General features: G+C 39.7%; 13 protein-coding genes. 10 read left to right on the plus strand and 3 right to left on the minus strand.

From position 1 onward, the window contains the following. Positions 1-66: 66 nt before the first annotated feature. Positions 67-2,433 carry an ABC transporter permease gene (locus HDE70_RS07110; RefSeq protein ID WP_183889041.1) on the minus strand — a complete coding sequence of 789 codons (2,367 nt, stop codon included), beginning with the start codon at positions 2,431-2,433 and terminating at the stop codon, positions 67-69. 268 nt (positions 2,434-2,701) lie between these two features. Here HDE70_RS07110 and rpe point away from each other — a divergent pair, with 268 nt between their 5' ends. The 4 genes from rpe (at position 2,702) to HDE70_RS07130 (ending at position 6,754) form a co-directional block, all read left to right on the plus strand. Then, positions 2,702-3,376, plus strand: coding sequence for a ribulose-phosphate 3-epimerase (gene rpe / locus HDE70_RS07115; protein ID WP_183869841.1), 675 nt, complete (start codon positions 2,702-2,704; stop codon positions 3,374-3,376). A gap of 86 nt (positions 3,377-3,462) precedes the next feature. Beyond that, positions 3,463-4,530, plus strand: coding sequence for a 3-phosphoserine/phosphohydroxythreonine transaminase (gene serC / locus HDE70_RS07120; protein WP_183869842.1), 1,068 nt, complete (start codon positions 3,463-3,465; stop codon positions 4,528-4,530). 6 nt (positions 4,531-4,536) lie between these two features. Further along, positions 4,537-5,487: a D-2-hydroxyacid dehydrogenase gene (locus tag HDE70_RS07125; RefSeq protein ID WP_183869843.1), complete on the plus strand. Its 951-nt coding sequence runs from the start codon at positions 4,537-4,539 to the stop codon at positions 5,485-5,487. 76 nt (positions 5,488-5,563) lie between these two features. Further along, positions 5,564-6,754: a DUF1015 domain-containing protein gene (locus tag HDE70_RS07130; protein WP_183889043.1), complete on the plus strand. Its 1,191-nt coding sequence runs from the start codon at positions 5,564-5,566 to the stop codon at positions 6,752-6,754. On the opposite strand, the gene HDE70_RS07135 is transcribed toward HDE70_RS07130, so the two are convergent. Together HDE70_RS07135 and HDE70_RS07140 are read right to left on the minus strand one after the other, a co-directional pair. Beyond that, positions 6,751-7,263 (minus strand): hypothetical protein, encoded by a 513-nt coding sequence (locus tag HDE70_RS07135; protein ID WP_183869845.1) that lies wholly within the window; start codon positions 7,261-7,263, stop codon positions 6,751-6,753. The two genes, HDE70_RS07130 and HDE70_RS07135, sit on opposite strands and share 4 nt — an antisense overlap. 40 nt (positions 7,264-7,303) lie before the next feature. Next, positions 7,304-8,083, minus strand: coding sequence for an S-adenosyl-l-methionine hydroxide adenosyltransferase family protein (locus HDE70_RS07140; protein ID WP_183869846.1), 780 nt, complete (start codon positions 8,081-8,083; stop codon positions 7,304-7,306). Between the two features lie 101 nt (positions 8,084-8,184). Between HDE70_RS07140 and HDE70_RS07145 the strand changes: the two genes are divergently transcribed. The 6 genes from HDE70_RS07145 to HDE70_RS07170 all read left to right on the plus strand — a co-directional run bounded on the left by HDE70_RS07145 (position 8,185) and on the right by HDE70_RS07170 (position 12,525). Continuing rightward, positions 8,185-9,156, plus strand: a complete 972-nt coding sequence (locus HDE70_RS07145; RefSeq protein ID WP_183869847.1) for a PhoH family protein — start codon at positions 8,185-8,187, stop codon at positions 9,154-9,156. Positions 9,157-9,191: 35 nt separating this feature from the next. Then, on the plus strand, positions 9,192-10,136 hold the full coding sequence (locus HDE70_RS07150) for a phosphoribosylaminoimidazolesuccinocarboxamide synthase (protein ID WP_183869848.1): 945 nt from the start codon (positions 9,192-9,194) through the stop codon (positions 10,134-10,136). Positions 10,137-10,171: 35 nt separating this feature from the next. After that, positions 10,172-10,561 carry an STAS domain-containing protein gene (locus tag HDE70_RS07155; protein ID WP_183869849.1) on the plus strand — a complete coding sequence of 130 codons (390 nt, stop codon included), beginning with the start codon at positions 10,172-10,174 and terminating at the stop codon, positions 10,559-10,561. Further along, positions 10,561-11,472 carry a ribonuclease Z gene (locus HDE70_RS07160; protein ID WP_183889045.1) on the plus strand — a complete coding sequence of 304 codons (912 nt, stop codon included), beginning with the start codon at positions 10,561-10,563 and terminating at the stop codon, positions 11,470-11,472. The genes HDE70_RS07155 and HDE70_RS07160 overlap by 1 nt, the downstream gene beginning before the upstream one ends. A gap of 129 nt (positions 11,473-11,601) precedes the next feature. Then, on the plus strand, positions 11,602-11,970 hold the full coding sequence (locus tag HDE70_RS07165) for a hypothetical protein (RefSeq protein ID WP_183889047.1): 369 nt from the start codon (positions 11,602-11,604) through the stop codon (positions 11,968-11,970). Between the two features lie 66 nt (positions 11,971-12,036). Beyond that, on the plus strand, positions 12,037-12,525 hold the full coding sequence (locus tag HDE70_RS07170; protein WP_183869852.1) for a DUF4112 domain-containing protein: 489 nt from the start codon (positions 12,037-12,039) through the stop codon (positions 12,523-12,525). Positions 12,526-12,531: the final 6 nt, after the last annotated feature.

Here is a 12,531-nt window from a genome sequence, read left to right on the forward strand (position 1 = left end):
AAAAAAACGCCTCACGAAATAATCGTGAGGCGTTTTTTTATGCTTTAATTTTTGGTTGTTCCTGAGCTATTCGTGCTTTAAAGAGTCTATTGGGGCAGCTTTGGCTACTTTAACGGATTGTATGCTAACAGTGATAATCGCTATGATTGATGATAAACTGATTGCGATAACAAAAGGCAACGCGTTTATCCCCACATTAAATTCATAGGCCGAAAGCCATTTGCTGATGATAATATAGGCCAGGGGAAATGCAATCAGGTTCGCAATAGCGACCAATTTAATGAAATCTTTGTTGAGCAAAGTTAAAATATTCAGGGTACTTGCGCCTAAAACTTTGCGGATACTGATTTCTTTTTTTCTTTGTTCTGCCATGAATAAGGCAAGACCCAATAAGCCCAGGCAGGAGATAAATATAGCGAAACCTCCAAACCAGTTGGATAGAATTCCTAATAGCCGCTCATCCTGGAATTTTTGCTCAAAATTATCACTTGCAAAAGTCCTGTCTACCGGGAAATTTGGATTGAGTGCTTTCACAACTTCATCAATTTGCGCTGCCGAGGTACTAATATTCTGCGCCGGATTTAACCTGGCAATGATAAATTCAACGTTTTCCATGTGATTTGTGATATACATCGGGGCGGCAGTTTTATATGGTGATTCCATGACAAAGTCTTTCATTACGCCGATGATGGTAAAAGGTTTACCCATTACATTGATGGTTTTCCCGATAGGATTTTTGAATCCTATTACTTTTACCGCTGCCTCATTGATGACAATATTCGTTGAGTCAGCTGTAAATTTGGATGAGAATTCCCTGCCAGCTACCATTTCCGAACCCATGGTTTGAGCAAAGTCTTCACCGGCAGCACGAGTATTGAATAAGATGTCTTCTTTGGGATTTTTACCTGGCCAGCTAACGCTAAAGGTATTATTGCCACTTATGTTTAAAGCGGTGCTGAAATAAGTGACCTGGGTAACTGAACCGGTTTTAATCAGTCTTTCTTTTAAAAGCGCCAGTTTCTCTTTGCCTGCAAGATTTCCCTGTATGGGAATTTGTACTAAACCCGCCTTGTTATAGCCAACTGGTTTATCTTTAATGTAATTAAGCTGCTGATAAATAACAGCTGTACAAATGATCAGACAAGCTGCAAATACAAATTGAAAGACTACTAAAATTTTTCTTACTGAAAGCGAAGAACTGCCGGCTGTATTGAACCCTTTTAATACTTTAACCGGTTCAAAAGAGGAGAGGTAGAATGCCGGATAGCTGCCTGCAACAAAACCAGTGAATGTAGTCAGACCAACCAGAACTGACCAGAATGTCCAGCTCTTATAGCTGATGATCAGTTCAATACCTAATAGTGAATTGAAATAGGGCAGGCTGACTTCCATTAAGGTAAAAGCCACCAGCATAGCCATGAAAGAAAGTAAAATAGATTCTATCATAAACTGACCTACTAAAGCACCTCTTGATGAACCGATTGCTTTTCTGACACCAACTTCTTTGGCCCTTTTTTCTGATCTGGCAGTGGAAAGGTTCATGAAGTTTACACAGGCAATTAAAAGAATACAAAAGGCCAGGATAAGAAATATCCGAAGCTGATCAATTTTACCTCCAACCGATTTACCGTTTTCAAAGTTATCGTATAAATGCCATTTCGATAGCGGGTGTAGTAATGCCTTGCTGGATGTGCCTTCCTGGTTGCGGCTATAGATATCTCTGATTTGAGAATTTGCCTGATCAAAATATGTATCTTTCTGTAATTGAACTACAGTCAGACACATATTGTTTCCCCAGTTGATGTCTTTTGCCCAGGGGTTTTGTTTAATGAAGAGTGTCCATGGCATGATATAGTCTAGCTGGATACTGCTATTTTTAGGGACATCCTGAATAACAGCTTCGACTTTTAAGACCTCAGTATTTTGCAGCTTTACCATTTTATTGATGGGATCTTCGTCGCCAAAGAGGTTTTTAGCCATGCTTTCTGTTAAAATAACTGAATTAATATTGGTTAAAAGTGTATTTGGATTCCCTTTGATAATTTTATAATCGAATATTTTCAGGAAGGATGGGTCTGTATAAACAGCTTTCTTTTTGAAAGTTTTTTCTCCATTGCTAATGACCTGCTCTTGCGGATAGGAAGAGTGAGAAGCGTAGGCCACACCTGTAATTTTACTTCTTACCTCGTCAGCCATGGCATTGGGTGTCCAGGCCCAGCTAAAGGTCTTTGTAGTGGTTTTAACGTTGTTATAGATGATATAAGTTTTTTCGAAATTAGTGAACTGCCGGTCGTAACTCCATTCATAGGCTACATAGAGCAGTAATATCATACAACTGGCCAGTCCGATGGCCAGGCCTCCTACATTAATTAAGGTATAGCCTTTATTTTTCCAAAGACTGCGTAAAGCTATTTTAAGGTCGAGTTTAAACATGTATTTAAGGTTAATATTCGTCTGAGGCCAAAAGCTAAACGTATGCCATTCCCTTGTAAAGTGTTTTTTGATGGGATAAACGATGTTTTTATATTGCTATAGGTTTCAAACTGCCCGAAAACGAACAGCGAGTGTGCGATTTCGTAATTATTGTGATGTTTTAGTAATTACATATTTCGTTGAATGTACCTTTTATCTCTATGAATTTGCGCTATAAACGGGTTATTTTTTTATATTTACTTTCTCAATAGCATTACAATTTAACCACATGAAACACCTGATTGCCCCCTCTGTACTCTCTGCTGATTTTGCCAATTTACAACGCGACATAGAAATGATTAATTCCAGCGATGCAGATTGGTTTCATGTAGATATTATGGATGGCGTATTTGTACCGAACATTTCTTTTGGTTTTCCAGTGATGGAAGCCTTGAAAAAACATGCAAAGAAACCTCTGGATGTCCATTTAATGATCGTTAATCCTGATCTTTATATTGAACAGTTTGCAGCGGCAGGAGCGCATAGTATTACGGTACATTATGAGGCTTGTGTACATCTGAACAGAACAATTCAGGCTATCCATAAAACAGGAGCGAAAGCTTGCGTGGCACTTAACCCGCATACGCCTGTAGAATTGCTGATTGATATCCTTCCGGTACTGGATATGGTATTGATCATGTCGGTAAACCCTGGTTTTGGCGGACAGCAGTTTATTCCCAATACACTGCTTAAAATCAGAAGGTTGAAAGCTATGGCTGCTACGGTAAATCCGGGATTACTGATTGAGGTAGACGGCGGCGTAGGTATCCATAACCTGGGCGATTTACTAGCTGCTGGTGCGGATGCTTTTGTAGCTGGAAATGCTATTTTCAGTGCTGAATCCCCTTTGGAAATGATCACCGCGATGAAGCGTGAATCAGCATCCTCTCTAAGCAGTATATAAAATCCATTCGTTTAGTAGTTATTTCAAAAAACCAAATATTATTTGGATAAAACAATTACATTTACAATAATTAATTAGCATATAAAATGAGACATAATTTTGGAGCAGGCCCCTGTATTTTACCTCAGGAAGTGTTTAGACAGGCGTCACAAGCCGTTTTAGATTTTAAGGATGGGTTATCGATTTTAGAGATTTCCCACCGTACACCAGAGTTCGAGGCCGTATTAGCTGAAGCTGTTAAGTTGGTTAAAGAGTTGTTAAATGTACCGGAAGGATACTCCGTTTTATTCTTACAAGGTGGTGCAAGTTTACAGTTTGCGATGGTTCCAATGAACCTGTTAAGCGAAGGACAGACAGCAACTTACCTGGAGACAGGTGTATGGGCTAACAAAGCTATTAAAGAAGTGAAAAACTTTGGTACTGCGAATGTAGTGGCATCATCGAAAGACGCTAACTTTAACTATGTGCCTAAAGGATATTCTATTCCTGAAGACAGCGCGTATTTCCATTGCACTTCGAATAACACGATTTATGGAACTGAAATGTTCAGCTTGCCTGAAACTAAAGTACCGGTGGTGTGCGATATGTCATCAGACATTATGAGCAGAGTGATCGACGTTTCACAATATGATCTGATCTATGCTGGTTCACAAAAAAATATTGGCCCTGCTGGTTCGGTTTTAGTCATTGTTAAGGATGAGATTTTAGGTAAAACAACCAATAAAATCCCTTCTATGTTAGATTATAAGGTACATATTGAAGGTGGTTCTATGTACAATACGCCTCCTGTTTTTGCAATCTATGTAGCGATGTTAAACCTGAGATGGTTAAAATCTAAGGGTGGTGTTGCTGAGATTGAAAAAGAAAACATTGCGAAAGCCAATGCTTTATATATGGAGATTGACAGAAATCCTTTATTTAAGGGGACTGCTGTCGTAGAAGACCGTTCAAGAATGAATATCTGTTTTGTAATGGAGGATCCTGAACTGGAGAAACCATTCCTGAAATTCGTGGAAGAGAATGATATCGAAGGTCTTAAAGGACATAGAAGTGTAGGTGGGTTCAGAGCTTCTATTTACAATGCGTTACCAATTACAAGTGTACACAGACTAGTGGAATTGATGCAGGTTTTTGCAGAGAAACACCAAAAATAAAATTTAATGATTAAGATACTTGCAAACGATGGGATCGATCCTATCGGAAAACGATTATTAGAAGAAGCCGGTTTTATTGTAGATACAGAAACTGTTGCTCAGGATAAACTGATTGAAGCATTGCAAAATTATGATGCAATTACAGTTAGAAGTGCAACGAAAGTCCGTAAGGATGTAATTGATGCTTGTCCAAATTTAAAGTTGATTGGAAGAGGTGGAGTAGGGATGGACAATATTGATGTGGATTATGCACGTGAACAAGGTCGCGCGGTAGTGAATACGCCTGCTGCTTCCTCTTTATCAGTTGCAGAACTGGTATTTGCACATTTATTCACTGGTATCCGTTTTTTACAGGATGCTAACCGTAAAATGCCTGTTGAAGGGGCTACGGGTTTCAATAAACTGAAAAAGGATTATGCAAAAGGTACTGAGCTTAGAGGTAAAACTTTAGGGATCATTGGCTTTGGCAGAATTGGAAGAGAGACGGCTACTTTAGCTTTAGGCTTAGGTATGAATGTACTGGCTTATGATCTTTATCCTTTTGATGGTAAACTGACTTTAAAGTTTCAGGGTGATTTAAGCCTTGATATTCCTGTTAAAACAGTAAGTCTGGAAGAAGTGATTAAAAACAGTGATTTCATCACTTTACATACGCCTTTTGCTGACCGTCCTATATTAGGTGCTGCTGAGTTTGATTTAATGAAACCAGGAGTTGGTGTAGTAAATTGTTCAAGAGGTGGTACAATTGATGAGCAGGCACTGATTAATGCGTTAGATGGTGCTAAAGTTGCTTTTGCAGGTTTAGATGTGTTTGACAATGAGCCTACTCCTCTGGAGGCGATTTTAAAACATCCTAAGATCTCGTTAACACCGCATATTGGGGCTGCAACGAATGAAGCACAGGAGCGTATTGGGGAAGAATTGGCTTCATTGATTATTGCACATTTTAAAAAATAACTATTAAAACAGTAAAATAAGTTAAATGGTTTGGGGATTTGATTATATTCGCCCCAAACCAAATAACACCTGTTTCATGCCTTTAGTAAAGCCTTTTTCAGCGCTTATCCCTGCTGCACATTTGCAGTCTTCTGTGGTCACACGGCCGCTTGAGTATTATAGTACAGGTGAGGCCAAATTAATCGCCTCTGAAAACAATTATAGCTTTCTTCATTTAATTAGTCCGGCGTTGGATCATGCTTATTTGCGTGATATGAACCAGGATCTGATCTTCCGCAAGATTTCTGAAAACTTCGATTCTTTTCTAAGTGGTAATGTACTGGTTCCAGTTAACCGTCCTTGTTATTATATTTATCAGGTTACCTGCAATGGGTTTACCCAGAAAGGTTTATGGACTTTAAGTGATGTACAGAGTTATCTGGATGGCAGTATTAAAAAGCATGAGCTGACGGTAGAGCGGAGGGAAAAACAGCTGGCTGATTATCTGCACCATACCGGGCTGGACGCGAACCCGGTCTTAATTACTTATCATCCGGTAAAGGCTATAGACGAAGTGATTGCAAAGTATATGCAGGAGCTTCCGGTAATTGATTTTACATTTACTGATCTGACCGGACATAAAGTCTGGCTGATTGATGATGAGGATGCTATTGATTTAATTACGAGTGAGATCGCAGAGATAGCTACTGTATATATTGCGGATGGTCATCATCGTGCGGCAGCAATGTCAAAAATGGATTATTTCTCCACGGTATTTATGAACACGGATGAAATTAAGGTCTTGCAGTTTAACAGGCTGGTCAGAGATCTGAATGGTTTAACGGCAACGGATTTTCTATCCAGGTTGGGTGATGCTTTTACGGTAGAAAAATCGCAGGAGCCGGTAGATCCGGATCAGTTACATACGATTGGAATGTATTTGGATAAACAGTGGTATTTTTTATCTCCAAAACCTAATGCTTATGATGCGAACGATCCTGTAGAGTTACTGGACGTGAGTATTTTACAGAATCAGCTGTTAGGCCCGATATTAGGGATTGATGATCCGCGTACCAATGCCAGGGTGACTTTTGAAGGAGGAATTACACCTTTAGCAGCGTTACAGCAAATGGTGGATAACGGTCTTTATGCAGTGGTATTTACTTTGTTTGCAGTTTCGGTAGAACAGATTATCAATGTAGCAGATGCGAATAAGACCATGCCTCCAAAGTCTACGTGGATAGAGCCAAAGTTCCTGGTCGGCATGCTGACTAATTATTGTATTTAAGCTTTTTTACGGAGTTTACTGTAAAAGAAAAGGCCGCCGGTAATGATAATCAGGATTAAAAACAAAATGGAATACGTTTCTGTGTTTTTTTCTGCTGCAATAACGGCTGTTTTTTTCTTCAGTTCTTCATTCTGATCTTGCAATTTTTTAATGGCTTGCATATAGCTTTCAATGCGCTTTGCATTATTGCCGGCATTGGTTTGTACTTGCTGTACTTCCTGATCCTTGTAGTTCATTAATACTTTAAGTTCCCTGAATATATTGTTGTCATTCAGTATGATACCTCGTAATATTTCATTAGAATTTTTGAGGTCATTTTTAGTCTGCAAACCGAAAATACCAGTTCTAGCACTAAGGCTTAAATCGTATTGTCCGAATTTGGCACTCCGCTCTGCGAGTAAGGCATTTATTTTTAAACGTTGCACCTGATAGGCAGAGGTGTCACTTTGTACGGCTAAGGCGTTAATAGTAGTGCTTAAACAGATAAATAGGAGGAGAGGTCTGATCATAAAGTATTATTTTGATGTATAAAGCAAAATCTATGCCTTATTAGGGATGAAACTGGATGCGGACAATATCACCGAGGTGTAGTCCGAGTAATCCGCTTGCTTTACCTTTGTTAATAGCAATTTCCAAATGGTTGCTGATTCCAAAGAGGCATAATTTCTCTCCTTCGGAAACTTCGTTATAGTGCCAGCTGAGCTGGGTAATGGTTTCGCTTTTCCGGAAATAGAGGGTGAAGTCTCTGTTACGCTGTATTTTAGTAAATAGTTCTTTGGTAATATTGGTAATTACGTTGCAGAAAGTGTCAATGTAAATGACGCTCCCTCTGATCATATCTTGTTCGATAACCGGATTCAACAGCATCTTTTCTTCAATGCTTGCTGTTGGTAAACCGATGTCTTTCAGCTTTCCGCCTTTGGCAAGGTGAATGGCTGCTTTAACAAAAATATCAACGAGCGGGAAGTGCAGGTACTTCAAATCCTGCATAATATTCAGCTCTACAATCTCATCTGGTTTGCCGTCGAATAGTAAAGAAAAAATCCCGTTATCAGCGCCGACAAAATAATGATCGTGATATTTTAACCCGATATATTTTGTATTTTCACTGAACACAGAATCTATACCTATCAGGTGCACAGTACCTTTAGGGAAATAGTGGTAAACATTCTTTAAAACAAAGGCTGCGTAAGAGATATTGAAGGATGGAACTTCATGGGTAATATCAACAATAGTAGCTGTAGGCAAGATCGTCAGGATACTGCCTTTGAGGGCAGCCTGATAAAAATCTTTGGATCCTAAATCTGTTGTTAAAGTGATAATGGCCATTAAAAATTGAATATTTATTCTTATTCTTGCGTATGCGGTAAAGCGCTACAAATATTCAACTTTTATATCAAAATATACACTCCTATCTAAAAAACAATATTTTGAACGAACTAAAACTAACATTAGAAACAGTAGATCCGGTACAATTCTGGGGTGCGAACAACGAGCATTATGAGTTGATCAAACACGCATTTCCTAAACTGAAAGTTGTTGCCAGAGGCAATGAGGTGAAGGTGTTAGGTGATGAAGGTGAGCAAAAACTCTTTGAAAAAAAGTTTGGTAAATTGATTGGTCACCTGGAGCAATATGGCTCTTTAAGCCCGGGTGATATTGAATCAATTTTAGCGTTTAAATATAACGCAGATGCTTATGGTGCTGATGCTGCACCAGAAAAAGTGAATGGTGGTGGCGGTGGAGAAGTCATTGTATTCGGGAATAGCGGTATGATGATCAAAGCCCGGACGGCCAATCAACGCAGAATGGTTGACAGTATCGTGAAAAACGATGTGCTTTTTGCTATCGGCCCTGCGGGGACGGGAAAAACGTACACGGCGGTAGCGCTTGCTGTGAGAGCATTGAAAAATAAAGAGATTAAAAGAATTATTTTAACCAGACCGGCTGTAGAGGCCGGGGAGAGCTTAGGTTTTCTGCCTGGTGATTTAAAGGAGAAAGTAGATCCTTATCTTCGTCCGCTGTATGATGCGCTTGATGATATGATTCCGGCAGAGAAGCTAAAGTTGTATTTAGAGAACAGAACGATCGAAATTGCACCGCTGGCGTTTATGCGTGGCCGTACTTTGGATAATTGTTTTGTAATTTTGGACGAAGCACAGAATTCAACGGATTTACAGTTAAAAATGTTCCTGACAAGGATGGGGCCTTCTGCGAAATTCATCGTTACTGGTGATGTGACGCAGATCGATTTGCCTAAGAAACAAATGTCGGGTTTACATAATGCTTTGCGTATCCTGGATGATATTCCGGGTATTGAAATCATCTACCTGACCGGGGAAGATGTGGTCAGGCATAAGCTGGTGAAAAGGATTTTGAAGGCGTACGGAGATATACAGTAATTTATAAACAATAATTGATGTGATCCATCAACAACATGAAAGCAATAAAAGAAACAAATTTTAATTTTCCTAAACAGAGTAGTTTTTACAAGGGTAAGGTGCGTGATGTATATACTATTGATCATCGTTTGATGGCCATGGTAGTGACTGACAGGATTTCTGCATTTGATGTGGTTTTGCCTGAGGCTATTCCTTTTAAGGGTCAGGTGTTAAATCAGATCGGTGCTAAATTTTTAAAGGCAACGGCAGATATCGTTCAGAATTGGGTGATTGCTGTACCGGATGAAATGGTAACGATTGGCCGCATTTGTGAGCCTTTTAAGGTAGAAATGGTGATCAGGGGTTATCTTGCCGGCCATGCGTGGAGGGAATATAGTGCGGGTAAAAGAAGTGTGTGCGGTGTAGCGCTTCCGGATGGTCTGAAGGAGAATGACAAGTTGCCTCAGCCGATTATTACGCCTACAACAAAAGCGTCTGTTGGGCATGATGAGGATATCTCGAGAGAAGATATTTTAGCGAAGGGTATTGTTTCTATTGTTGATTATGATCAGTTGGAGAATTATACTTATGCTTTGTATAAGAGGGGAACTGAAATGGCTGCTGAGCGTGGTTTGATCCTGGTGGATACGAAGTATGAGTTTGGTAAGGTTGGTGAGGATATTTACCTGATTGATGAGATTCATACGCCGGATTCTTCGCGTTATTTTTATGCGGAGGGCTATGAGGCGCGTCAGGCGGAAAATACTCCTCAGAAACAGCTTTCTAAGGAGTTTGTACGCAAGTGGTTAATTGAGAATGGTTTTCAGGGTAAGGATGGACAGGAAATTCCTGTAATGACTCCTGAGATTATTGCTTCTATTTCTGAGCGTTATATTGAGTTGTATGAGCAGATTACTGGTGATAAATTTGTAAAGAATGAGCAGGATGATATTCTGAACAGGATTGAGCAGAATGTTTTAGGTAGCCTGTTATCAAATTAAATGCTTAATTTTTTATATTAAAAAAGGGGGATGTTATGAAATTTTCAGTAGATAAACACGAAAAGTATGTCGCTATCAGGTTGGATGAAAACAGACTGACTGCTGATAATACGCCCGGATTAAAATCTGAGTTCATTTTATTGAATGCTGAGGGCTATTGTAATATCGTTCTGGACTTATCGATGGTGAGTGATTGTGATGATTCACAGGATCTTAGCTGTCTTTTGGTTGGGGACAGGCTTTGCAAGAAGGCAAATGGGTTATTCCTGGTAACGGGGGTAACGGAGTGTATTGCCAAATTATTGGAAATGTCGTCTATTGACCAGTCATTAAACATCGTGGGCAACCTGGATGAGGCGGAAGATTTGATCTTCATGGAAGAGATAGAGAAGGAATTACTAGGGAGCTTTGATCAGGAAAATTAATGAAGTTTGAGGTTACCATTTTAGGAAGTAGTTCTGCTACTCCTGTTTTTAATAGAAATCCGTCAGCACAGCTTTTAAATTGTAAGGATAAGTTTTATTTGATTGATTGTGGTGAGGGTACTCAGCAGCAGTTAATCAGGTTTGGTTTTAAGGCGAGTAAGATTGATGTGGCTTTTATCAGTCATCTTCATGGTGATCATTATTTTGGTTTGATTGGTCTGCTTTCAACGATGAATTTAAATGGCCGGATTAAGCCTTTCCAGATTTTTGCTCCGGCAGCTTTGATGGAGATACTGGAGATTCAGTTCAGGTATTCTGAAACGAATTTAAGGTTCGAGATTGAGTTTTGTCCGATTGTAGCGGATGTATCGAGAGTGATTTTCCAGAATCAGGATTTAACGGTTGAAACAATTGTGCTGAATCACAGGATCCCGTGTACGGGGTTCAGGTTTACGGAGAAAAAGAGGTTACGTAAGGTTTTAGTGGATAAGCTGGAGGCTGCAAATATTTCTCCGGATTATTATCAGTTGTTGAAGAAGGGTTTGGATTTGACTTTGCCGGGTGGTGAAGTGATTTTGAATGCTGATTATACGATTGATTCGGATACGCCGAAAAGTTATTGTTATTGTTCGGATACAATGGCGGATGGGAGTTATCTGGAGAGTATCCGGGGGTGCACAATGTTGTATCATGAGGCAACGTTTATGGACGATTTGCTGGAAAGGGCAAATGTGACGCATCATACGACGGCTTTACAGGCTGGGTTGGTGGCGAAGGAGGTTGGTGCTGGTAAGTTGATTATTGGACATTTTTCTTCAAGATATAAGGCGTTATTGCCGTTGCTGGAGGAGGCGCAGAGTGTTTTTGAAAATACTGCGTTGGCTTTGGAAGGGGTTACATTCACCGTTTAAATTATTAGAAAAAAAAGGAAGGGTAGCATGTCCTGACGGAATTCATGAAGAATGAATCATTGTCAGGACATGCTACGCCTTCCTTTTTTTTTACCACTAAAATAAGTAAAGGTTCATTCCAATTTGGGCATGATGCAGATTGGGGTAAAAAAAAAGATAGGAGACGCTTGTTTGTTGCAAAAAACAGGAGACGCTTGTTTGGTGGAGAAAACAGGAGACGCTTGTTTGGTGGAGAAAACAGGAGAAACTTGTTTGTTGCAGAAAACAGGAGATACTTGTTTGATGGAGAAAACAGGAGAAACTTGTTTGGTGGAGAAAACAGGAGAAACTTGTTTGATGGAGAAAACAGGAGAAACTTGTTTGATGGAGAAAACAGGAGAAACTTGTTTGGTGGAGAAAACGGGAGACGCTTGTTTGTTGGAGAAAACAGGAGAAACTTGTTTGTTGCAGAAAACAGGAGGTACTTGTTTGATGGAGAAAACAGGAGACGCTTGTTGATGCAGAAAATAGGGGAAACTTGTTTGGTGCGGAAAAACAATCTGACTGATATTTGGTTACGGTATAATGCGATATGATTCTGCTTATAAAAATTCTTCGGTTCCAAATGTTCGTGTTTTGCGATGGGTTTCAAGACTTTCTTTTTTGATGGATGAGCAGTTCAGGATTCCGGGGACAAAGTACAGGTTTGGGCTTGATCCGCTGCTGAATTTAATCCCTTTTGCTGGTGATATTGTTGGGTTTGCTGTTTCGGGTGGTTTGGTACTGGCTATGGCCAGTAAAGGACTCACGAGCAAGATTGTTGTGCTGATGTGTATCAATATTTTATTGGATACGACAATTGGGGCAATTCCGGGGGTTGGACAGGTTTGGGATTTTTTCTTTAAGTCAAATACCAGGAATATGCGCTTGATGGAGGAGTATTATGAGCAGGGTAAGCATCAGGGCAGCGGAAAGAGTACAATTGTATTGGCGCTGGTTATTTTGTTCTTGATCTTTGTTGTTTTGGTTAGTATTTTATGGGTACTGACGGCCTGGGTAATCAGCAAGTTTTAAGTACGG

This window comes from Pedobacter cryoconitis (assembly GCF_014200595.1).
Taxonomy (GTDB): domain Bacteria; phylum Bacteroidota; class Bacteroidia; order Sphingobacteriales; family Sphingobacteriaceae; genus Pedobacter; species Pedobacter cryoconitis_C.